22 protein-coding genes are annotated in these 20,679 nt (G+C 60.4%); 11 read left to right on the plus strand and 11 right to left on the minus strand.

Going from position 1 to position 20,679, the window contains the following annotated elements; translation table 11 throughout:
• Positions 1-8 precede the first annotated feature (8 nt).
• On the plus strand, positions 9-1,181 hold the full coding sequence (locus OA90_RS04855; protein ID WP_244274540.1) for a glycosyltransferase family 4 protein: 1,173 nt from the start codon (positions 9-11) through the stop codon (positions 1,179-1,181).
• Here OA90_RS04855 and thpR read toward each other — a convergent pair.
• From thpR to OA90_RS04870, 3 genes are all read right to left on the minus strand, one after another.
• Positions 1,178-1,714: an RNA 2',3'-cyclic phosphodiesterase gene (thpR, locus tag OA90_RS04860; protein WP_082836852.1), complete on the minus strand. Its 537-nt coding sequence runs from the start codon at positions 1,712-1,714 to the stop codon at positions 1,178-1,180. The genes OA90_RS04855 and thpR overlap by 4 nt on opposite strands.
• A gap of 203 nt (positions 1,715-1,917) precedes the next feature.
• Positions 1,918-2,970 carry an NADP(H)-dependent aldo-keto reductase gene (locus tag OA90_RS04865; protein WP_068408098.1) on the minus strand — a complete coding sequence of 351 codons (1,053 nt, stop codon included), beginning with the start codon at positions 2,968-2,970 and terminating at the stop codon, positions 1,918-1,920.
• 68 nt (positions 2,971-3,038) lie between these two features.
• Positions 3,039-3,668 carry an arylesterase gene (locus OA90_RS04870; protein ID WP_068408100.1) on the minus strand — a complete coding sequence of 210 codons (630 nt, stop codon included), beginning with the start codon at positions 3,666-3,668 and terminating at the stop codon, positions 3,039-3,041.
• 123 nt (positions 3,669-3,791) lie between these two features.
• Here OA90_RS04870 and OA90_RS04875 point away from each other — a divergent pair, with 123 nt between their 5' ends.
• The 4 genes from OA90_RS04875 to OA90_RS04890 all read left to right on the plus strand — a co-directional run bounded on the left by OA90_RS04875 (position 3,792) and on the right by OA90_RS04890 (position 8,919).
• Positions 3,792-4,508, plus strand: coding sequence for an ABC transporter ATP-binding protein (locus OA90_RS04875; RefSeq protein ID WP_068408712.1), 717 nt, complete (start codon positions 3,792-3,794; stop codon positions 4,506-4,508).
• Entirely contained in the window at positions 4,505-7,087 is a 2,583-nt protein-coding gene (locus tag OA90_RS04880; RefSeq protein ID WP_068408105.1) for an ABC transporter permease, read from the plus strand. The genes OA90_RS04875 and OA90_RS04880 overlap by 4 nt, the downstream gene beginning before the upstream one ends.
• A 174-nt stretch (positions 7,088-7,261) precedes the next feature.
• Positions 7,262-8,044, plus strand: coding sequence for a Bax inhibitor-1/YccA family protein (locus OA90_RS04885; protein WP_068408107.1), 783 nt, complete (start codon positions 7,262-7,264; stop codon positions 8,042-8,044).
• Positions 8,045-8,262: 218 nt separating this feature from the next.
• The gene (locus tag OA90_RS04890) at positions 8,263-8,919 is read left to right on the plus strand and encodes an NB-ARC domain-containing protein (RefSeq protein ID WP_068408109.1); all 657 of its coding nucleotides are present in this window, start codon (positions 8,263-8,265) and stop codon (positions 8,917-8,919) included.
• A 10-nt stretch (positions 8,920-8,929) separates the two neighbouring features.
• Here the strand turns inward: OA90_RS04890 and OA90_RS04895 are convergent, their stop codons facing one another.
• Positions 8,930-9,319 carry a DUF2794 domain-containing protein gene (locus OA90_RS04895; RefSeq protein WP_068408111.1) on the minus strand — a complete coding sequence of 130 codons (390 nt, stop codon included), beginning with the start codon at positions 9,317-9,319 and terminating at the stop codon, positions 8,930-8,932.
• Positions 9,320-9,819: 500 nt separating this feature from the next.
• Positions 9,820-11,232, minus strand: coding sequence for a PLP-dependent aminotransferase family protein (locus OA90_RS04900; RefSeq protein ID WP_068408113.1), 1,413 nt, complete (start codon positions 11,230-11,232; stop codon positions 9,820-9,822).
• A gap of 133 nt (positions 11,233-11,365) precedes the next feature.
• On the opposite strand from OA90_RS04900, the gene dctP reads away from it, so the two are divergent.
• The 5 genes from dctP to OA90_RS04925 all read left to right on the plus strand — a co-directional run bounded on the left by dctP (position 11,366) and on the right by OA90_RS04925 (position 16,267).
• On the plus strand, positions 11,366-12,406 hold the full coding sequence (gene dctP / locus OA90_RS04905; RefSeq protein ID WP_068408115.1) for a TRAP transporter substrate-binding protein DctP: 1,041 nt from the start codon (positions 11,366-11,368) through the stop codon (positions 12,404-12,406).
• Between the two features lie 80 nt (positions 12,407-12,486).
• Entirely contained in the window at positions 12,487-12,993 is a 507-nt protein-coding gene (locus OA90_RS04910) for a TRAP transporter small permease subunit (protein WP_068408120.1), read from the plus strand.
• Positions 12,990-14,303 (plus strand): TRAP transporter large permease subunit, encoded by a 1,314-nt coding sequence (locus OA90_RS04915; protein WP_068408122.1) that lies wholly within the window; start codon positions 12,990-12,992, stop codon positions 14,301-14,303. Before OA90_RS04910 ends, OA90_RS04915 begins: the two co-directional genes overlap by 4 nt.
• A gap of 15 nt (positions 14,304-14,318) precedes the next feature.
• Positions 14,319-15,596, plus strand: a complete 1,278-nt coding sequence (locus tag OA90_RS04920) for a hydroxymethylglutaryl-CoA reductase, degradative (RefSeq protein ID WP_068408124.1) — start codon at positions 14,319-14,321, stop codon at positions 15,594-15,596.
• Positions 15,597-15,748: 152 nt separating this feature from the next.
• Positions 15,749-16,267: a GNAT family N-acetyltransferase gene (locus tag OA90_RS04925; protein WP_068408126.1), complete on the plus strand. Its 519-nt coding sequence runs from the start codon at positions 15,749-15,751 to the stop codon at positions 16,265-16,267.
• Between the two features lie 52 nt (positions 16,268-16,319).
• On the opposite strand, the gene OA90_RS04930 is transcribed toward OA90_RS04925, so the two are convergent.
• Positions 16,320-16,904, minus strand: coding sequence for a hypothetical protein (locus OA90_RS04930; RefSeq protein WP_082836853.1), 585 nt, complete (start codon positions 16,902-16,904; stop codon positions 16,320-16,322).
• A 131-nt stretch (positions 16,905-17,035) separates the two neighbouring features.
• Here OA90_RS04930 and ppa point away from each other — a divergent pair, with 131 nt between their 5' ends.
• Positions 17,036-17,575: an inorganic diphosphatase gene (ppa, locus tag OA90_RS04935; protein WP_068408128.1), complete on the plus strand. Its 540-nt coding sequence runs from the start codon at positions 17,036-17,038 to the stop codon at positions 17,573-17,575.
• A 19-nt stretch (positions 17,576-17,594) separates the two neighbouring features.
• On the opposite strand, the gene OA90_RS04940 is transcribed toward ppa, so the two are convergent.
• The 5 genes from OA90_RS04940 to OA90_RS04960 form a co-directional block, all read right to left on the minus strand.
• Positions 17,595-18,038: a metallopeptidase family protein gene (locus OA90_RS04940; protein WP_068408129.1), complete on the minus strand. Its 444-nt coding sequence runs from the start codon at positions 18,036-18,038 to the stop codon at positions 17,595-17,597.
• A gap of 30 nt (positions 18,039-18,068) precedes the next feature.
• Complete coding sequence (locus OA90_RS04945) at positions 18,069-18,377, minus strand: hypothetical protein (RefSeq protein ID WP_244274542.1); 309 nt, start codon at positions 18,375-18,377, stop codon at positions 18,069-18,071.
• Positions 18,374-18,898, minus strand: a complete 525-nt coding sequence (locus OA90_RS04950; protein ID WP_068408130.1) for a disulfide bond formation protein B — start codon at positions 18,896-18,898, stop codon at positions 18,374-18,376. The genes OA90_RS04945 and OA90_RS04950 overlap by 4 nt, the downstream gene beginning before the upstream one ends.
• Positions 18,899-18,913: 15 nt before the next feature.
• Positions 18,914-19,492, minus strand: a complete 579-nt coding sequence (locus tag OA90_RS04955) for a YqaA family protein (RefSeq protein WP_068408718.1) — start codon at positions 19,490-19,492, stop codon at positions 18,914-18,916.
• Positions 19,493-19,742: 250 nt separating this feature from the next.
• Positions 19,743-20,642: a LysR family transcriptional regulator gene (locus OA90_RS04960; protein ID WP_068408134.1), complete on the minus strand. Its 900-nt coding sequence runs from the start codon at positions 20,640-20,642 to the stop codon at positions 19,743-19,745.
• Between the last annotated feature and the right edge of the window lie 37 nt (positions 20,643-20,679).

Below are 20,679 nucleotides of genomic sequence, written 5' to 3' on the forward strand. Positions count from 1 at the left end.
GGGAAGACTTGGACCGATTGCCCCCTGCCACGACAGTTCTTCAAGTCATCCCGGACCTGAATTCCGGCGGCGCGGAACAGACGACGCTGGATGTGGCGCGGGCCATCGTGAAGGCTGGTGGAACCGCACTGGTGGTCAGCCAGGGCGGTCAGATGGAAAGCGGTCTCACGGAGGCGGGCGCGGAACATATCCTCATGCCGGTCAAATCCAAGAACCCGCTGACGCTCCGGAAAAACGCCGGGCGGCTCGCCGCCCTGATTGCCGAGCGCAATGTCAGCATCGTGCATGCCCGAAGCCGTGCTCCGGCGTGGTCGGCCCTGTGGGCTGCCCGCCGCGCGAAGATCCCCTTCGTGACGACCTACCACGGCACCTATAATCAGTCGAACGCGCTGAAAGCATTCTACAACTCCGTCATGGCACGCGGCGATACGGTCATCGCCAACTCCCACTTCATTGCCCGGCTGATTGCCGAAAGACATCCGTTTGCCGAGGACCGGATCACCGTAATCCAGCGTGGTTCGGACCTGAACGGTCTGGACCCGGCCAATGTCAGCGCACTTCGACAGCAGGCGCTGAAAGACCAATGGGGAATTCCGGCGGGACATCCCATTATTGTGAACATTGCCCGGCTGACCGCCTGGAAGGGCCAGAAGATCGTCATTGAGGCGATGGCACGGCTGAAGGACACCAACGGCGGCGATCCAATTGCGATATTGGCCGGCGATCACCAGGGTCGCGAGAGCTATGTCGCCGAATTGAAGAAACTGATTGCCGACAACGATCTGCATGACCGCGTGCGGCTGGTCGGGCACTGCGCGGATGTGCCCGCGGCCATGGCGCTGGCGGACCTGGCGATCGTCGCCTCGACAGAACCGGAAGCCTTCGGCCGGGCTGCGGTCGAAGCTCAGGCCGCATCGGTTCCCGTCATCGTCTCGGACCTTGGAGCGGTTCCGGAAACCGTACTGGCCCCGCCCGAGGTTGCCGAAAATCAGCGGACCGGCTGGCGTGTCCCACCGGCCGACCCGGTCGCGCTGGCCGATGCGATCCAGATGGCGTTGCGTCAGGGTCCGGAAAACCGCGAGCAACTGACGGAACGGGCGCTGACCCATGTCCGGCAGAACTTTTCCGTCGAGACAATGTGCGCGAAAACGCTGGCCGTTTATGCCGGGCTCATGCCCTAGGCGGCCAGCGGATAGGCCTCTTCGACAAGATAGGGCCCGCCGCCGACGCTGGCTTTGGCGGAGAACAGCACGAAGCGGCCGGCAACGAACGGCGGCGCCTGAAAATTCCCCCGTTCGCTCAGCCATTTCGCCACATCCTCGTTGGTTGAGGTTTTGCAGCGCGCCACGGTTACATGCGGGATGTATTTGCGCCGTTCCGGCGGCAGATGAATCCGCTGAAGGATACGCTCCTGCTCAGCCTGCAGCTCGGCCAGCTGCGCGGTCGGCTCGACGCGGGCCCACACCGCATGCGGCCTGCCATTTCCGAAAGAGCCCAGCCCGTTCAGCCGAATCTCGATGGGGTCCCGGCGGATCCGGTCAAGCGCCGCCACGACCTCATCGGCCGTGCGATCGTCTATGTCGCCAATGAAACGCAAGGTGAGGTGATAGTTTTCCGGGTCGATCCAGCGGGCGCCCCGAAGGCCCCCCCGGAGCATCGAAAGCATGAGTGCCGTCTGGGACGGAATCTCAAGGCCTGTAAAAAGGCGCGGCATGGGTTTTCCCTCCGCTGTCGCTGATGAAACCCATGAGGAATCAACTTCATGAAATTCGCAAGACAAAATTGCAAGTTTCTGAATTCGCGCCCAATTTCCGTTTGCAGAGACAAAAATACCGGATCGGCGAAAAGCCGATCCGGTATTTTTGTGCAAATTGATTCTCGTCTGAACCGGTTTTCCTTCAGCTCCGGATTGGAGCTTTATGGAGCCGGATTGCCAAACTCCTGATGCAGTGCATCGATTTTTTCCAGGACATCTTCGCTCAGCTTCAGTTCGGCTGCCGCGATATCCGTCTCGAGCTGATCCATGCGGGTGGCCCCGAGGATCACCGAGGTCATGAAGCTGCGCGACATCGCGAAGGCGAGCGCCATCTGCGAAGGGTCCAGCCCTGCTTCCTTCGCAAGGTTCACATAGGCATCGAACGCCTGGATCGCGCGCGGGTCTTCGTAGCGCTGAAGTCGGTTGAAAAGGGCTTTCCTGGACCCGGCCGGCAGCGCTCCGTCACGATATTTGCCGGTGAGATATCCCTGCGCCAGCGCCGAATAGGCCAGAAGGCCGACATCCTCCCTGCGCGCGACTTCGGCCAGGTTGGTCTCGAAGGTCCGGTTGACCAGCGAATAGGCGTTCTGAATCGAGACGATGCGCGGCAAACCGTAACGCTCCGCGGCAGCAACATACTGCATGGTGCCCCAGGAACTTTCGTTGGAAATGCCGATGTGCCGGATCTTGCCCGCCTTCACCAGGTCGGCCAGAACTTCCAGCGTGGAATCGATGCTGTTTTCATCTTCCGCCGGCTCCACGTCACTCCAGCGTGTCGGGTTAGATCCGAACCCTGAGGTGCGCCGGTCCGGCCAGTGGATCTGGTAGAGGTCGATATGGTCGGTCTGGAGATTTTTCAGGCTCCGGTCGACCGCGAATTCGATCTGCGGCCGGGTGAGCCGGCCGTGCTCTCCGTTTTCCCGAAACCAGTCCATGTCGGTGCGGCCGACAATCTTGGTCGCGACAACCACCTTGTCGCGGTTGCCGGTTTTCGCGAGCCAGGTCCCGATGATGCGCTCCGTGCGCCCCTGGGTCTCCCTGTTCGGCGGGATCGGATAGAGTTCGGCGGCGTCGAAAAAGTTGATGCCCTTGTCCAGGGCGTAATCCATCTGCGCGTGACCTTCGGCTTCCGAGTTCTGTTCTCCGAAGGTCATGGTTCCAAGGCACAGGGCGCTTACCTGCACATCCGTGCGGCCGAGACGGCGTTGTTCCATCATGATTTCCTTTGCATTGAAAAGGGCGGTGCGGAAGCGGAAAGGCCGTTGGCCTCAGCTTTCCCCCCTCAAGACGACTTGGCTTTGGCCAAAAGTTCTTCCACTTTCAGCAAAATGTTTTCGACGATGACGGCCACCCCCTCCGCATTGGGGTGCATACCGTCGGAAAGATTGAGATCCGGATCGAGAGCCACCCCGTCCAGAAAGAAGGGATAAAGCAGAGTATGCTGTGCAGACGCAATATCCGCATAGATCGGATCGAAGGCATCCGCGTATTCCGGCCCCAGATTGCGGGGCGCCAGCATGCCTGCAAGCAACACTTCTATACCCCGCTCTTTCAGGCGTCGGGTGATTTCTTCAAGATTTTTTTTGGTAATTTCAGGCGAAATACCCCTGAGCGCATCATTCGCTCCCAGTTCAACGATCACGGCGTCCGTATCGGGACCGACCGACCAGTCGAGTCGCGAAAGACCGCCGGACGTCGTATCTCCGGACACGCCCGCATTGACGACCTCCACCGAATGACCGCGCGCATCCAGTACTTTCTGAAGCTGTTCGGGAAACCCTTCTTCGGGTGCGAGCTGGTATCCGGCTGACAGGCTGTCGCCCAGAACCACCAGTTTCAGATCCGCTGAATGAGCCGCAACGGGGACCAGAAAAAAAGCCACCGCACATAGAAGGGGAATTAACCGGTTCACACTAACCCTCTTTCAGGACTGGAAGACGCGTCACATCAGGCCCATATGGTCGCAAAGCTTCCCATTGTCGAGGGCACGCATCTGTCAGGAAGACGATCGCACGCCTGTTGTAAAGGTCAGATGATGACAAATTCGCCCGCGATCGCCTTGAAAAACGTCCACCTGACCCTCGGAGACGGAGCCGGTCGGGTACATATCCTCAAGGGGATCGACCTGCGGATCGAAAAGGGATCGTCCGTTGGCCTCGTCGGTCCCTCCGGCTCGGGCAAGTCGACTCTCCTGATGGTAATGGCCGGTCTGGAGCGGGCCGATGAAGGCACCGTTCAGGTCGCCGGCTCCGAACTCGGACCGCTTTCCGAAGACAGGCTGGCGCAGTTCAGGGGCCGCAATGTCGGCATTATATTTCAGTCCTTCCATCTTGTTCCCAACATGACCGCCCTGGAAAACGTTGCCGTGCCGCTGGAGCTCGCCGGAGATCCGCAGGCCTTCGACAAGGCCAAATCCGAACTCGACGCGGTCGGGCTCGGTCACCGGATGCATCATTATCCCGCGCAGATGTCAGGTGGCGAGCAGCAGCGTGTCGCGGTTGCCCGTGCCCTGGTGGTGGAACCGGAAATCCTCATCGCCGACGAGCCGACGGGCAATCTGGACGACTCGACGGGCAGTCAGATCGTGGACCTCATGTTCACGGCCCAGCGCGAACGCAAGACAACGCTCGTTCTGGTGACCCATGACCCGGCCCTGGCAACGAGATGCGACCGCGTGATCCGCGTCCGCTCCGGCGAAATCGACGAGGCCGGGACCACCGGGGCCGACGCGCAGCAAGAGGTTTCCGCATGAGCGGCTTCGTTCCAGGGCATGCCCGTACCGGCAACCAGACCTTCGCCCTGGAGACCCGCTTCGCCCTTCGCGAACTGCGCGGCGGCCTCAAGGGATTCTACATATTCATCGCCTGCATCGCCCTCGGTGTAGCCGCCATCGCCGGGGTTACCTCGGTGTCCCGCGCCCTCACCGAAGGAATATCAAGGGAAGGCCAGTCAATTCTGGGCGGCGACCTCTCTTTCTCCCTGATACACCGCGAAGCCGAACCGGAGCAGGTCGATTTTCTGAAAACCCTGGGAACCGTATCGCGCGCAGCCACCTTGCGGGCGATGTCGCGCAAGACCGACAGCAGCGATCAGGCGCTGGTGGAACTGAAAGCCGTCGACGGCGTTTATCCGCTCTACGGCTCTCTCGACCTCGCCTCCGGCCAGCCGCTGGCGGCAGCGCTGTCCAAGCAGGACGGCGTCTGGGGCGCCGCCGCGGATCTGGCGCTGCTTGCACGCCTCGATGTCGCCGTCGGCGACACCCTGGCCCTCGGCCGGACAACGGTGCGTATCACTGACGTTATCGAAGCCGAACCCGACAAGCTGTCAGGCGGGCTGGAATTCGGTCCGCGTCTGATGATTTCCGACGCGGCAATTGCCGACACCGGGCTCATCCAGCCCGGCAGCCTGGTGCGCTGGCATTATCGTGTCCGCATGAACCCGGCTCCGGATATTCAGGACCTCGACGCGATCGTGGAAGACTCCGAGCGCGCACATCCTGACGCGGGCTGGCGGGTGCGCTCGCGCGCCAACGCCTCGCCCGGTCTGCAGCGCAGCATCGGACGTTTCGCGCAGTTCCTGACCCTCGTCGGCCTCACAGCGCTGGTCGTTGGCGGCCTCGGCGTTGCCAATGCCATCCGCGCCTATCTGGAAACCAAACGCGAGGTCATCGCCAGTTTCAAATGTCTCGGCGCCACCGGCGGCTTCGTCTTCCAGATTTACCTGGTGCAGATGCTGATCCTGGCCCTGATCGGCATAGGCATCGGTCTTGTCGTTGGCGCAATTCTTCCATTCGCGGCGGCGGCCGCCTTGTCCGGTGTCCTGCCGATACAGCTTGCGGCGAACATTTATCCGGCGGAATTGGGTCTTGGCCTTGCCTATGGTCTGTTGACGGCGCTCGCCTTCGCGCTCTGGCCCCTTGGCCGGGCACATGACGTCCCGCCAACTGCATTGTTCCGCGATATCGTTTCCGGTGGACCGAAGTTTCCACGCAAGCGCTACCTCGCCGCGACCCTGGTCACCGTCCTCGTCCTTGCGGCTATTGCCATCGGGCTGTCTCACGACCAGCGCATGGCGGGCATCTATATCGCCGCCACGGGCGGGGCCTTCGTCCTCCTGGTCGTTGTTGCCCGCATGATCATGTCCACCGCCCGGCGGCTGCCAACCGTCCGCTCGACGGAACTGCGGCTGGCCATCGCCAACATCCACCGGCCCGGGGCGCTGACGCCTTCGGTGGTACTGTCCCTCGGCCTCGGCCTGTCTCTGCTGGTGGCCCTTGCGCTGATCGACGGCAACCTGCGCCGCGAACTGACCGCGACCATTGCCGACGAGGCCCCAAGCTTCTTCTTCGTCGATATTCAAAGTCACGAGCGCGATGCCTTCGAGGCGCTCCTGAGGCAGGACGCCCCGGATGCTGCCTTGCAGAGCGTTCCCATGCTGCGCGGACGGATCGTCAACCTGAACGGCGTTCCCTCTGACGAGTTCACCCCTGCAAGGGACGGTTCCGGCTGGGTCTTGCGCGGAGATCGCGGCATCACCTATCAGGCGGAAATACCGGAGAATTCAAAACTGGCGGAAGGGTCCTGGTGGCCGCAGGATTATGCCGGGCCTCCGCTGTTGTCCTTCGACGCGGAAGCCGCCGCAGATCTCGGCATCGGCATCGGCGACAAGATCACGGTCAATGTGCTCGGGCGCGAACTGACCGCCGAGATCGCCAATCTCCGGGACGTGGAATGGCAGTCGCTGGCGATCAATTTCGTCATGGTGTTCTCGCCCAACACCTTCGCAGGCGCTCCGCATGCCCATCTGATGACCCTCGGCTGGGACGACGACGTTCCACAGGAGACGGAACTGGACCTGCTGAAGGCCGTGTCCAGCGTTTTCCCGACGGTCACCGCCATTCGCGTCAAGGATGCGATTTCCCAGGTGAACGATCTGGTGGCTCAACTGGCCTGGGCCATTCGCGGCGCAAGCTCGATCACCCTGATCGCAAGCGTGCTGGTGCTGGCTGGAGCGCTTGCCGCCGGCCATCGCAGCCGCATCTACGACGCGGTTATCCTGAAAACCCTCGGGGCGACCAGAACCCGGCTGATCGTTGCCTATGGTCTGGAATACGCTATCTTGGGGCTGGTGACCGCAGTGTTCGCGCTGGTCGCGGGCGGCATCGCCGCCTGGTATGTGATCACGCAGATCATGGGCGGATCCTTTGTGCTGATGCCGGTGACAGCCGCGGGCGCGGCCCTGATTGCACTGATCCTGACGGTCGGTTTCGGCCTTGTCGGGACCTGGCGGATACTCGGCGAAAAACCGGCTCCGGTCCTCCGGAATCTGTGAAATTGGAGCGAGAATCTTAAGTATATTGGTAATTCTTGCGGTAAGCGGGCCAGAATAACGAAAATTTCAGAATTCCCGGCTTGTGCTCGGCTCCGCAATTTCCCATATGTTGAGAGAGTTGTGTTGCCTGCGATGTCGCATGCAATGTCTATCTAAGAGGGGATCTTAACGACCATGTCGACCTTTGACCGTCAACCTCAAGGCGCCTACCAGGTCGCCGGCACACGCGCAGAGGCCGGCATCGACCAGGGCCTGCGGACCTATATGCTGGGCGTCTACAACTACATGACCATCGGCCTCGCGCTGACCGGCTTCCTGGCGTTGCTGACCGCAACGATGGCCACGACCACCGATCAGAGCGCAGCCGTCGCCAGCCTCGGCAACGGACGCATGCTGACGCAGCTTGGTGTCGCCATCTATGGCAGCCCGCTGAAATGGCTCGTGATGCTGGCACCGCTTGGTATGGTGATGTGGTTGTCTTTCCGGATTCAGTCCATGAGCGCCTCTGCCGCACGGACCATGTTCCTGGTCTATTCCGCAGTGATGGGTATTTCCCTGTCCTCGATTTTCCTGGTCTACACGCCGGGCTCGATCGCACAGGTATTCTTCATCACCGCCGCATCTTTCGGCGCGCTGAGCCTTTATGGCTACACCACGAAGAAGGACCTGTCCGCCATGGGCAAGTTCCTTTTCATGGGCCTGATCGGCATTCTCATCGCAATGGTCGTCAACTGGTTCATGGCGTCCGCCGCCCTCCAGTTCGCGATCTCGGTGATCGGCGTTCTGGTTTTCGCCGGCCTGACTGCCTATGACACGCAGCAGATCAAGGAAATGTACTACGAAGGTGACAGCAGCGAAGTTGCCACCAAGAAGTCCGTGATGGGCGCCCTGCGTCTCTACCTCGACTTCATCAACATGTTCCTGTTCATGCTGCAGCTGTTCGGAAACCGGAACTGATCCGGCAGACGCATCACTCAAGATATCGTGGAAAGGCCCGGCATTTGCCGGGCCTTTTTCGTTCCATGCAAAAGCTGCTTTGACTAAAAGAACACTGTCTGGCCAGCATTTTCTGCTAGTCTTTGATCCTGCCAGTTTGTTCGCGACAGCAGCCGGTTGGGTGTCGCCGCTCCGGAGCAGCTCCCGTCCTCTTTTCCGCAAGCGACAATCAGAGCCTGATGCACGATACCCGGAAGCAGACTACAGACCTCGACACATTGACGGCGCGGCTGCGCGAAAAGATGCGGCACAACGGCATCACGATAGCAGCTGTCAGCGGCTTTGCCGGGGCTGGAAAAACCACGCTGTGCCGGTCAATCCTGAAAGCGCTTCCCGACACGGCATATCACTTCGAATGCGACCGGTTTTCCCGCTACAGCTTCAAGGAACGTGAAAAACGCATCGCGGAGCAAATGGCCGGCAGCGACAAGTCCGCCGCCGATGAGCAAAACCCTCTGCACTGGTACGACTGGAGCGAAATCGAAAAGGCACTCAGCGCTCTGCGCAAGGGACGGCGTTTCGATTTCAGCCGTGCCTGGAATCCGGCATCCGGGGAGTTGGATGCACATTACGCATTGCATCTCGGGGAGGATGAACCGGTCCTTGTGCTGTGCGACGGCATCTTCCTGTTGCACGAGCCCGTCAGAGACTGGTTCGATGCAACCATATTCGTCGACTGTCCCGCGCCGCTTCGGAAGTTCCGTGGCCGGCGCCGGACAAAGGATCCGGAGCGGCATGCCTATATGATGCACCTGGAACGGACGTTTGGTGAGCCCTACTTCCGGGATTTCTCATCCTGCGCGGACAACCTCTACAGAGTTGACGCTTCACCTTGAGACGCGGCCATCAGGCCCGCACGACCCGCAAGTGTTTCTTTTTCTCCAGAACCCTGAGAACCTGCGCCAGGTCCTGGCCGCGCTTGAGGATCACGCCTCCCGTAGCGACAACAGAATAGGCCCCCTGACGCTTGGCCAGCTTCGGATCTTTTTCGATCCGGTAAAGCGGCATTTCCGAAGTCCGCCGGAACACCGAGAAAACAGCCTTGTCTTTCAGAAGGTCGATGGCATAGTCCCGCCACTCGCCATCCGCGACCATGCGGCCGTACAGCCTGAGGATCGTATCGAGTTCGCGCCGGTTGAAGGCGACGATGGGTTTTGGAGGGGGAGCCGGTTGGCTTTGCGGCAACGGGTTGACACCCGCACCGCGATGAAACGCGCTATCATCGGCTTCGCTCATTCCGCCTCCATTCCGTTTGCGGTTTCGCAATGATCAGGAACATCCCGCCAAAAGGATTTTCTGTCACCTGGCTGTTATGATGCGTCGGCTTTTGCCCCAATGGCAAGTCTGCAAATCCGAAACGACCCTTTCCGTCGCCGATATCGGTAAACTTGTCATGAATTTTCCTGCGGACAACGTCAAAAAGGACGTAACGGAACTTTGCCCAGAAAGAATGCCGATATTTCCTTGATTTTGCCGCAATCCAGCCCTTGGCGAGCCATTTTGACTTACCATATTAGCTTCATACCCTGATGGGTGTGGTCAGTGGAAGCTGCGGAATGCATTAGCCCCCCAGCCCCCCGTGGTTTCTTACCGGCCAGCCAGATTTTATGAGTCAAACATCAGGGCAACTGAAGGGCCGGCGCCATGCCGGCCCTTTTCATTTGTGCGGCTTGTTCCAACAGATATCGGCCATGCTATCCACGCCAACAATATAGCGGCCCGCACGCCCCCACGGTTTAAACGTTCTCGCATATCGGCCTGCCCAGAAATTCCTGCAGAAAATTTATGAACCTCGGATCCGTTCCATGGGCCACGTTAACGCGCATGGCTGCCCGCCCGCGGCTTTGGCGGTTCGGATAAAAGACGGATCCGGGGGCAATGAAAATGCTTTGCTTGCTTGCCTGCGCGCACAGCTCCTGCTCGTCGACGTCCTCGGGAAACTCGACCCACAGATAAAACCCGGGGATGGAGCTTTCCATGAGCGAAAGCCCGAGCCTTTCCATCTCTTCGAAAGTCGCCTTGCAGGCCTCCTCGACCCGTCCTCTCAATCGTCTGAGGTGACGCAGGTAATGTCCGGCCTGAATGAGATTGAAGACGAACCGTTCGACATGTTCGGAGGAATTGACCAGCGTGACCATCTTGATATCCGCCAGCCGGCGGACAATCTCGGGTGCCCCGGCGACATAGCCGCACCGAAGACTTGCCGAAAGCGTTTTGGAAAAGGAGCCGAGATAAAGCACACGGTTCAACTGGTCGAGCGCGGCAAGCCGTGGCAGCGTGGAGGGCAGGATATCGGCCAGCGCATCGTTTTCCACCAGAAGAAAGCCCCAGCGTTCAGCGAGCTGCATCAGCCCGAAGGACCGGGACGGTGACAGGGATCCGCCCGTCGGATTGTGTCCATGCGACTGGGTGACGAACATCTTCGGACGGTGCAGCGCGAGCTTTGCCGTCAGGTCTTCCAGGTCCGTCCCGTCCCGGTCCCGGCGAATGCCGACGATCTGGACCTTGGCGAATGTCAGTTTGGAGAACAGCGGGTAGTATCCGGGTTCGTCGACGAAGACTGTATCGCCCGGCTCGGTCAGATGCCGGATGATCAGGTCCAGCCCGTGATTGACCCCATGGGTCAGCAGCAGCCCGTCCGGCTGAACGGGAATGGAACGTTCGAGCAGTTGAATCCTCAGGCGCTCCCGCAGCGGACCATAGCCCCAGCAACTGCCGTAACCGAACTGAATGGATTCCGGATAGGGGGACTTGGCATTGGCGAAATGGCGCCTGAGTTCCGAGCCTTCCATCCACAACGGTGGCGGCCGCCCGTCTCCCGGCCGTACCTCGTAGTGTTTTTCCAGCTGTTCGCGCAGCAGCGATACGCCATCAACCGCGGCAGCGACATGCGGCGCCGGCGTCAAGGGCGGAGAGAGCCTCACCTGGGCCATGTAGTAACCCGACCCGGCACGGGCTTCGAGAAGCCCACGGGCCACAAGCCGGTCATAGGCTTCGGCCATTGTGTTCTTCGAAACACCGTTATCGCGCGCAGCCTGACGGATGGAGGGCAACCGCTCAAAGGTCTTGTAGGCGCCGGCCTCAACCATTAGAGCAACCTTTTCAACGATCTGGTCGACACGGGAAAGACGTCGGCTGCCATCGCTCATCGTGATTGTCCCTGTTTTCTGACTGGGACAGTGACCTCACTATTGCCGCTATCCGTCCCTTGATTGTCCCAAAATTTTTTATGACAGTCACGACCATTAAACCAGAAAGCGAGAGCTTCCTAGGGAGGAAAACATGACCAGATTGAATAGACGCGGACTTATTGCGGGCGCTGCCTTGGGTGCGGCTGCACTGGCCGCATTGGCAGGACAGGGAACAGCACAGGCTCAGGACGCCGTCGAATGGCGCATGCAGGCCCTTTGGGACGCAGGCACGACCCCGTACGAATATGAAAAGAAATTCGTTGAGCGCGTCAGCGAGCTGACCGACGGCAAATTCTCCATCAAGCTGTTCTCGGCCGGACAGCTCGTCCCGGCGAACCAGGCATTTGACGCCGTTCGCGCCGGCGCCTTCGAATTGATGAAAACCTATGACGGTTACGAAGCAGGCAAGATCCCGGCCTTCGCCTTCACATCGTCCATCCCCTTCGGCTTTCCGCAATCCGACCAGTACGAAGCCTGGTTCTATGAGCTGGGTGGGCTGGAACTTGCGCGCGAAGCCTACGACAGGGCGGGCCTGTTCTATATCGCCCCCACCGTCTACGGCGAAGAGCCGATCCATTCCACTGTTAGGATGGAAACCATTGCCGACATGGCTGACAAGAAAGGCCGGTTCGTCGGCCTTGCCTCGGCTGTGATGGGAGACATGGATGTCGCGGTCACGCCGATGGCGACGGGCGAGATCTATACGGCGCTCGAAAAAGGCCTCATCGACTTTGCCGACCGGGGCGACCTGACGGCCAACTACGAGGCAGGTCTGGCGGAAGTCGCCAAGTTCATCATCCTTCCGGGCGTACACCAGCCGACAACGGCCACGAGCTATGTCGCCAACAAGGCGGCCTATGAAGCCCTGCCCGACTCCTACAAGGCCGCTCTTGCGGTGGCTGCGCGTGAAATCTCCGGCTCCCTGCGCCAGCACATCATGACGCAGAACGCCGAGGTTCTCGAAAAGTACAAGGAAAAGGGCGTTGAGGTGATCTACCTGGACGAAGCCGACGTTGCCAGCCATCGCGCCAGTGCCGTCGAATCCTGGAAAAAAGCCACCAAGGATGACGATCTGGCCAACCGTGTCCTTGAAAGTCAGGTTAACTTCATGACTGCTCTGGGTCTGCTTTAAGACCTTCCTCCCGCAGAGCGGCGATCGGGGCTTCGGCACCGGTCGCCGTTCGGCAGCTTTTATCCTGGCTCCACAGCTTCATGAAACAGATCTGTTCACTCATCACCGGTATCAACCGGGTGCTTTTCCTCGCAGCAGCCGCGCTGATTTTCGCCGTGGTGCCCATGCTGCTTTTCGAGGTCGTCGCCCGCTACGCGTTCGATTCCCCCACGGTCTGGGCGATGGAGGCCAGCACGCTTGTCTTCGGTCCCCACTTCCTGTTTGCGGGCCCCTACCTGCTGCATCTCAAGGGCCATGTCGCCGTCGACATTTTCAGCGAGAAGCTGCACGGCAGGGCGAAAATCGCCTCGGAGGTGTTTTCCTATCTTGTCGTTGCCATCTTCGCAGGCGTCTTCGCCGTGGTGAGCTGGCCGCTGGCCATGAATTCCTTCGGCATGGCCGAAACGAGCTTTTCCGCCTGGAACCCGCCGATCTGGTGGCTGAAATTCGTCGTGCCGCTGTCTTTCGCCATGCTTTTCACCCAGGCGGTCGCAGAAATCCTCCAGGCAGTGTTTTTCTCCGAAAATGAGATCGGAGCGGACGCATGAGCTCCGAATTCGTCCTTGCCATCATGTTCGCAAGCCTCATCGGCCTGCTTCTGACCGGTGTGCCGCTGGCCTTCACGCTCGGCGCTCTGGCCCTGCTTTTCACTTTGCTCTTGTGGGGCTCCGCCGCCCTGTCGGTGACGATCCTCAATCTCTATTCCACCATGACGTCGGAAGCGCTGCTTGCCATTCCGCTCTATGTCATGATGGCCAGCACGCTGCAGCGCTCCGGCGTGATTGAAAGCCTTTACCGCGCAATGGAACTGTGGTCGCGCCGCCTTCCGGGCGGACTGGCGGTCGGCACCATTGTCATCTGCACCATCATCGCCGCCATGACCGGCATCGTGGGCGCCGCCGTTGCGGCGATGGGCATGCTTGCGCTGCCTTCCATGCTGAAGCGCAAATACAGTCCCGAACTGGCGATCGGCACGATCTGCGCCGGCGGAACCCTGGGCATTCTCATTCCCCCGTCGGTCATCACCATCGTTTATGCGGTCACAGCACAGGCTTCCATCGGCCAGATGTTCATCGCCGGCGTCGTTCCCGGCCTGCTGCTGGCTTCGCTCTATATCGGCTACATCGTCCTGCGCGCCACGTTCAATCCTTCCGTCGCGCCGCGTCCGGACGCCGACGAGCCCACCACTTGGGACGAACGGATTGCCTCGCTGAAATCCCTGGTTCTGCCGCTGCTGATCATCGTCGGCGTTCTCGGCACCATCTACATGGGCATCGCCACGCCGACGGAAGCCGCCGCTGTCGGCGTGTTTCTAGCCTTCATCTCTGCCCTGATCGAGCGGCGTCTCGGCTGGGAACTTGTCTACGGCGTCGCGCTCGACGTGGTGAAGGTCACGGCGATGATCCTCTGGATCACTATCGGTGCAAGGGCATTCGTGGCGATTTTCACCGGAACCGGTGGCGCCGACTTCCTGCTGGACTTCATTCAGAACCTGGACGCCAACCGCTGGGTCGTGCTGGCGGTAATGCTGGGAATTCTCTTCCTGCTCGGCATGTTCCTGGACGAAATCGGCATCATTCTTCTGTGCGTGCCGGTCTTTCTTCCGGTGATCGACTTCCTCGGTTTCGATCGGCTCTGGTTCGGCATCCTCTTCCTGGTCTCCGCCCAGATGGCCTATATCTCGCCACCCTTTGGCTACACGCTTTTCTACATGAAAGGCGTTCTCCCGGCCGGGATCGGCATGGGGACCGTCTACCGCGCCATCATTCCCTTCATTCTTCTCCAGGCCCTCGGTATCTTCATCTGCGCTCTCTTCCCGGAGCTGGTGCTGTGGCTTCCCAATTCAATGATCAACTAACATGCAGGACATCCGATGAGCGACGACACATCGTCCCGAATTGAAGGCTTTCACAAAATGGAGCCGGATGCCCGGCTCCAGGCCGTGGCGCGCCAGGCAAAGCTCGGCAACGAAGCCGTCGCCACTCTAGCGGATGCCGCCTCCGGCCAGATAGAGCTGGCCGACCGCCTTGTCGAAAATGCCATCACCAGCATGGCCATTCCGGTCGGGATCGCCACCAACGTCACCGTCGACGGACGGGACGTGCTGGTGCCGATGGCTACGGAGGAATCCTCCGTCATTGCCGCTGTCTGCAACTCCGCCAAGCGCTGCCGGTCCACCGGCGGTTTCAGGACCTCCACAAGCGGCCCGGTCATGGCTGCCCAGATTCAGCTTCTGGGCGCCAGCGATCCGGAAAACGTCCGCCTGAAGGTTCTGGAACGCATCGGCGAAATCAAGGCGATCTGCGACGAGACCGATCCGCTCCTGCTGAAATTCGGCGGCGGGTTCCAGGATCTCGACATTCGCGTGATCGACACGGCCGAAGGCCCGATGACCGTGGTGCACATCATTGTCGACACCCGCGACGCCATGGGCGCCAACGCCGTCAACAGCATGGCGGAGGCCCTGGCCCCGAAGCTGGAGGAATGGACCGGAGCCCGCAGCCTGCTGCGCATCCTGACCAATCTGGCCGACCGCCGTCTCGCCCGCGTGCGCGCTGTCTGGCCGGCCGAGGAGATCGGCGGCGAGCAGGTGCGTGATGACATGCTGTCGGCCTATCATTTCGCCGATGCCGACCCCTATCGGGCCGCCACCCACAACAAGGGCATCATGAACGGCATCAGCGCGGTGGTGCTGGCGACGGGCAACGACACCCGCGCCATCGAGGCCGGCGCCCACGCCTACGCGGCAAAGGACGGCTGGTACCGCTCCATGACCCGTTGGGAAAAGGACGGCGACGGCAATCTCGTCGGCATTCTTGAAATGCCGCTGGCGGTCGGGCTGATCGGCGGCGCCACGAAGATCCACCCGACGGCGCAGGCCAACCTGAAGATCCTTGGCGTCAAGACCGCCGACGAACTGGCACGCATCATCGTTTCCGTCGGCCTTGCCCAGAACTTCGGAGCCATGCGCGCGCTGGCGACCACCGGCATCCAGAAAGGCCACATGGCCCTGCATGCCCAGAACGTCGCCCTGATGGTCGGGGCCGTCGGCACGGAAATCGACAAGGTGGCGGAGGAACTTAAAACGCTCGGCAAGGTACGTCAGGACCTCGCTGAAGGCATCCTGGCGCGTCTGCGCGGCGAAGCCTGACGAAGAGGACAAACTCTTCCGTAAAATTGCCCAGCCTGCGACCCTAAGCGGGCATTTCAGAACTGTGCCCGACCCGGCAGCAGCCGATTTTCTCTGCTTTGGATGAGATTGCCTCTTTTCCAATCGATTGCTTGTTGTATCCTTTTTGCAGGATGACAACGGACCTGATCGATCTGCGCGCGGCCCGAACCGCGGATTGCGACGCGCTAGCCGGGATTCACAGCGAAGCCTGGCTCGGCGCCTACAGGGGCGTGCTGCACGGCGTCGACCTGCAGAAGATGGTCTCCCGGCGGGGCACTAGCTGGTGGCGGGGTGCCCTTGCGCGCGGTGTGGACATCAAGATCCTCAGCATTGCCGACGTCCCGGCCGGCTACGCGACTTACGGCCCTTGCCGCCTGCGCGATACCGGCATGGAGGGTGAGATATACGAACTCTATCTGAAGCCTGAATATCAGGGTCTGGGCTTCGGCCGAACCCTGTTCGGGAATGTCAGGGAAACGCTGTCTTCAAAGAACCTCTCGGGCCTTGCGGTTCAGGTGCTCAGCGACAACCGGCCCGCGCGTGCCTTCTACAATGCACTCGGCGGAAGACTGGCAGCGAAATCATGGTACCGCCTGGGCGGCAAACGCATGGAACTGTCCATCTACGCCTGGCCAGAGAAGAAAACCTGAAACCAACGGTTTCCGGAGCCACGCCTCGTTTCGGCATTGCTCCGCGCGGGCGTCAGTACAGAATCCCCGGGGCTCCGATGATAGCCGGCGGATTGGAACAATCGAAGGATCCGGCCATGCTGTCCGCCGCCTGACGGGCCAGGACATTGGCGTTCTTGTTGGCCTGCGCGTCGATCCGCGCGATCTGGCAGGTGCCTCCGCCGGGCAGAAGCTGGGTGACGATCAGCACGCTGCCGGTCTTGCCGCTGTCGTCCACACTTGGAAACCACCGCAGGATGGTCGCGAAAGGCACACCGTCGCGCAACCGCCACTCGAGCGTCTCGTTGACGGTGTTGAAATTCGGCAGTGTCTGTCCGGCCGCCGGCTCGTCCGCCGCGGCCGGCCCGAAGGAGACGAACATGCGCAGGTCGCCTTCTGCGACATAGACCGGCTGGCCCTTGTATCCGGGGCATTGCCAGGCGCCGCCGAAAGTGCCCTCTTCCGTATCGGCCGCGGCGATTTGCCTGCAGGCCTCAAGCCGGACCTTGGTATAGTCGCTGGCGACACTTTCCGCAGCGGCTTCAGGCACAAGGGGAAAGGCCATGGCAAGAACGACGAGAGCCAAAGCCCCCACCAGCTTAAAGGCGAACTGCAGCATCTGAACTCCTCCGGAGGAATTGACTAGCCGGAGAGAGCCAAGATCATCCTTTGGGTGCAATGCAAAATAAAGGACTTGAACTTCTCCTGCGGGATTGCGATAGACCCTGCAACGAAAAACAGGAGTGTGCAATGCGTATCGACGCCGTGCCGATTGGCAAGAACCCGCCGGAAGACGTCAACGTCATCATCGAGGTGTCCGTTGGTGGCGAACCGATCAAATACGAAATGGATAAGGAAGCCGGGGCGATGTATGTCGACCGCTTTCTCTATACCCCGATGCGCTATCCGGGCAATTACGGCTTCGTACCGCACACCCTTTGCGGCGATGGCGACCCGATCGACGTGATCGTCGTCAACCAGCGGCCTATCGTGCCGGGTGCGATCATGAACTGCCGCCCGATCGGTGTGCTTCTGATGGAAGACGAATCCGGCAAGGACGAGAAGATCATCGCCGTACCGACCCACAAGCTGAGCAAGCGCTACGACAACATCAACGACATTTCCGACCTGCCGGACATCACCATGGCCCAGGTCAGGCACTTCTTCGAGCACTACAAAGATCTCGAGCCCGGCAAATGGGTGAAGATCACCGGTGTCGAGGGAACCGAAGCGGCCAAGCGGATGATCAGCGAATCGATCGAACGCGCCCGCATGGAAGGCGCCGAATAAAGCGCTCTTTTTCGAGAGTTCAGTCGAGGCCGCAATCCGCAGCGGCCTCGATGCGTTCCATGTCCTGATCCGAAAGCCCGAAATGGTGACCGATCTCATGGATCAACACATGGGCGACGACATCTCCCAATGTCTCGTCCATGGCTGCCCAGTAGTCCAGGATGGGTCTTCTGAAAAGCCAGATCCGGTTGGGCAGTTGGCCGGTTCCGGCCGCGTCATCGCCGTCGATCAGGCCGTTTCCTTCAAACAGTCCCAGAAGCTCATGCGGATCCTCGATGGACAGCGCATCGAGAACGTCATCCGGCGCATATTCGGCCATGTTGATCTGGACATGCCCGCAGCGCAGCAAGAGGTCGTCCGGGAGGCCAGCAAGCGTTTCACTCGCCATGGCCTCGAAATCGCCAAGGTCGGGAGCCTTCAGCTCTGACCAGTCACTCCGGCTGACCGGACGGATCGACGCCATACTCATTCCTCTGGCCGCTCAAAATTGTCTTTATCGGCCTAATACGTAAGTAACAAAAAGATAAACGGCCAGTCCTATCGCAAAAACAAGTCCCAGGCCGCGCCCGACCCGCGTCGCCCAGACCTCGACCTGGTCGTCCGCGTCCTTGTCGGCGGCGCTCATGTGATTCCTGGCCCGGTCGGCCATGCGCACGAACGTCGACCCGCCGATGGTCTCGCTTTCCGCCTCGACCCGGTCGAGCACCCGCAGCGCTTCCTCGCGCTGTTTTTCTTTCGGGTGCTTTTCTTTCATATGCCCATCCTTCATGTGCACGCCGTTTTCATGCTCTGAACCGCTCATGCTCCTACACTTACCCTGTTCGGGCGCTGTTTCAACAGCACGGCCGAAATCAGCGCAAGCAGGGCGATGCCGGCGGAGGCGACGGCATTCCAGCCCGCGAAGGACAGACCGAACATCCGCCAACTGGCTTCCGTGCAACTGACCACCCGTGTGGACTGCAGCGCCTGCAGCATGTCGGCGGCCTTCGCCGGAGCCGCGCTGCCGCCGCCGCAATCGCTGGGCCCCGCCCAGAACTGCCACTCCGCCCCGGCCTGATAGACCCCGAGCCCAGCGCCATAGGCGAACACCGCCGTAGCCACCAGCAGGAGCAGCATCGCGAGCCCCCGCCTTTCCCGGCCCATCAGCATCAAAGCCACGGCCATAAGCGGCAGGCCGGCATAAAAGGGAAACCGCTGTTCCAGGCAGAGCTTGCAGGGCACATAGCCACCGATCAGCTGAAAGCCCCAGGCCGTCGAAATAACGGCCAGTCCGCCGATCAGCGCCAGTACCGTCAAGTTTCTCGCCAGTCGCTCTGCGGACATCGTGCCCTCCTGAATTCAGATATATCGAAGCAGTATGAACCCGCCGACCAGCAGCACCACAAACAAGGTGAACATGAGACCGAGGCGCTTTTCGATGAAGGTCTTGATGGGCGGTCCGAACAGATACAACAACCCGGCGACGGCGAAAAACCGCAATCCCCGCGAGACGATGCTGGCGAAGATGAACACCGGCAGGCTGAGCCCGGCGACCCCGGAGGCGATGGTAATCACCTTGTAGGGAAACGGTGTCAGCCCGGCGATGAACACGAACCACCAGCCATACTGGTTGAAGACATCCGTGAATTCCGTCAGCCAGCCCATCTTGCCGTAGAAAGTCAGCACCGGCACGGCGACCTGCTCGAACAGGAACATACCGATCAAATACCCCAGAATGCCGCCCAGAACCGACGTCAGGGTGCACAATGCGGCATACCACCAGGCCCGCTCCCGCCGCGCTATCACCATCGGGATCAGCAGGATATCCGGCGGGATCGGAAACACCGAGCTTTCGATAAAGGAAACCGACCCCAGCGCAACAGGCGCACGCGGTCCGGCGGCAAGGGACAGGGTCCAGTCATAAAGACGTCTGATCATGGCGCTTCCCATAGCGGGCGCGGCGGAAAAAGTCACCTGACGATTTTCTGAATGGAGCAAGTACCCGGAATTGAGACGGGTTTGATAGATCTCGCCCCCAAGAAAACTTCATTTGCTTCGATCCGTGACGAACTGGGTGGCCTTTTGACCATCTTTCTATCCTTCCGAAGCAAACGGTCTCTCTGCCAAGCCGCGGTGTCGGCAGTCATCTGAGGCGGGGCTGCAATCCTTATCTGCGCCTGTCGACGGATTATGAGTCCGTACCCCACGCAAGGCTGCCGCTGCGTGCCTCTTTCAGCAGCGCGGACAGAACGGGTGTGCGGGGGACACGATGCGGCATGATCAGACCAACCGTCTGCTGCTGCGCCGGGCTTTCAAGCGGAATCAGGGCGAGGTCTTTCCCGACGCAAAGAAACTTTGCGATATCTGCGGGCAGAACCGTAATGCAATGTCCCGAGGCCACGCTGGAGACAAGTGCGATGATCGAATTGGACTCGATACAGGTAGCGAGGGGCACCCCGAATTCTTCGAATAGCTGATTGATGATCCGGCGGTTCTGCATATCCGGCGTCAAGAGGGCTAGCGGCTGATCTTCCAGATCAGACCACGCAATGCTCGCCTTTTTCGCGAATGGAGAGGTGCCCGCACAGACAAGGAGATAGCTTTCCTCATAAAGCTCGGCCGTTTCGACACGACCCAACGGTTCGTTTGCGAGGTAGGAAATCCCCGCGTCGGCCTCGAAATCTTCGAGCATTTGCAGAATTTCGCGCGAGTTTCGCGACAGGATCGTAAAGCGGACGTTGGGGTGACGTTTCGCAAACACGGAGCAAAACCGGCCCGCCCATGTCTGCGCGGTGGGGATTACGGCCAGACGAACCTCTCCGGAAAGCCCCTGGTGGCTCGACCGCATTTCGTCCCGAAGTTGCCGCGCATCGCAGGTGATGCGCTTGGCCCAGACGAGCGTTGTCTGCCCCTCGGGCGTCAGCCCCCCGAACCGCGAGCCCCGATGCACGAGTTGAACACCAAGCTGTTCCTCAAGGTGTTTGATACCGGCGGACAAGGTAGGTTGTGCGATGTTCAAACGTTCGGCGGCGCGCCCGAAATGGCTCTCCTTGGCAAGCGCGATGAACATCTCCAGTTTGTCCAGCATGATCGAATTCCCCTGTCGTGAGAGCGGATTTAAGTCG

Source organism: Labrenzia sp. OB1, assembly GCF_001624695.1.
Taxonomy (GTDB): domain Bacteria; phylum Pseudomonadota; class Alphaproteobacteria; order Rhizobiales; family Stappiaceae; genus Roseibium.

Excerpts from the sequence above, each read along its gene's own strand:
- thpR (WP_082836852.1), bottom strand. The coding sequence starts at position 1,714 with ATGCCGCGCCTTTTTACAGGCCTTGAGATTCCGTCCCAGACGGCACTC.
- OA90_RS04865 (WP_068408098.1), bottom strand. The coding sequence starts at position 2,970 with ATGGAACAACGCCGTCTCGGCCGCACGGATGTGCAGGTAAGCGCCCTG.
- OA90_RS04875 (WP_068408712.1), top strand. The coding sequence starts at position 3,792 with ATGACAAATTCGCCCGCGATCGCCTTGAAAAACGTCCACCTGACCCTC.
- OA90_RS04880 (WP_068408105.1), top strand. The coding sequence starts at position 4,505 with ATGAGCGGCTTCGTTCCAGGGCATGCCCGTACCGGCAACCAGACCTTC.
- OA90_RS04885 (WP_068408107.1), top strand. The coding sequence starts at position 7,262 with ATGTCGACCTTTGACCGTCAACCTCAAGGCGCCTACCAGGTCGCCGGC.
- OA90_RS04890 (WP_068408109.1), top strand. The coding sequence starts at position 8,263 with ATGCACGATACCCGGAAGCAGACTACAGACCTCGACACATTGACGGCG.
- OA90_RS04895 (WP_068408111.1), bottom strand. The coding sequence starts at position 9,319 with ATGAGCGAAGCCGATGATAGCGCGTTTCATCGCGGTGCGGGTGTCAAC.
- OA90_RS04900 (WP_068408113.1), bottom strand. The coding sequence starts at position 11,232 with ATGAGCGATGGCAGCCGACGTCTTTCCCGTGTCGACCAGATCGTTGAA.
- dctP (WP_068408115.1), top strand. The coding sequence starts at position 11,366 with ATGACCAGATTGAATAGACGCGGACTTATTGCGGGCGCTGCCTTGGGT.
- OA90_RS04910 (WP_068408120.1), top strand. The coding sequence starts at position 12,487 with ATGAAACAGATCTGTTCACTCATCACCGGTATCAACCGGGTGCTTTTC.
- OA90_RS04915 (WP_068408122.1), top strand. The coding sequence starts at position 12,990 with ATGAGCTCCGAATTCGTCCTTGCCATCATGTTCGCAAGCCTCATCGGC.
- OA90_RS04920 (WP_068408124.1), top strand. The coding sequence starts at position 14,319 with ATGAGCGACGACACATCGTCCCGAATTGAAGGCTTTCACAAAATGGAG.
- OA90_RS04925 (WP_068408126.1), top strand. The coding sequence starts at position 15,749 with ATGACAACGGACCTGATCGATCTGCGCGCGGCCCGAACCGCGGATTGC.
- OA90_RS04930 (WP_082836853.1), bottom strand. The coding sequence starts at position 16,904 with ATGCTGCAGTTCGCCTTTAAGCTGGTGGGGGCTTTGGCTCTCGTCGTT.
- ppa (WP_068408128.1), top strand. The coding sequence starts at position 17,036 with ATGCGTATCGACGCCGTGCCGATTGGCAAGAACCCGCCGGAAGACGTC.
- OA90_RS04940 (WP_068408129.1), bottom strand. The coding sequence starts at position 18,038 with ATGGCGTCGATCCGTCCGGTCAGCCGGAGTGACTGGTCAGAGCTGAAG.
- OA90_RS04945 (WP_244274542.1), bottom strand. The coding sequence starts at position 18,377 with ATGAGCGGTTCAGAGCATGAAAACGGCGTGCACATGAAGGATGGGCAT.
- OA90_RS04950 (WP_068408130.1), bottom strand. The coding sequence starts at position 18,898 with ATGTCCGCAGAGCGACTGGCGAGAAACTTGACGGTACTGGCGCTGATC.
- OA90_RS04955 (WP_068408718.1), bottom strand. The coding sequence starts at position 19,492 with ATGATCAGACGTCTTTATGACTGGACCCTGTCCCTTGCCGCCGGACCG.
- OA90_RS04960 (WP_068408134.1), bottom strand. The coding sequence starts at position 20,642 with ATGCTGGACAAACTGGAGATGTTCATCGCGCTTGCCAAGGAGAGCCAT.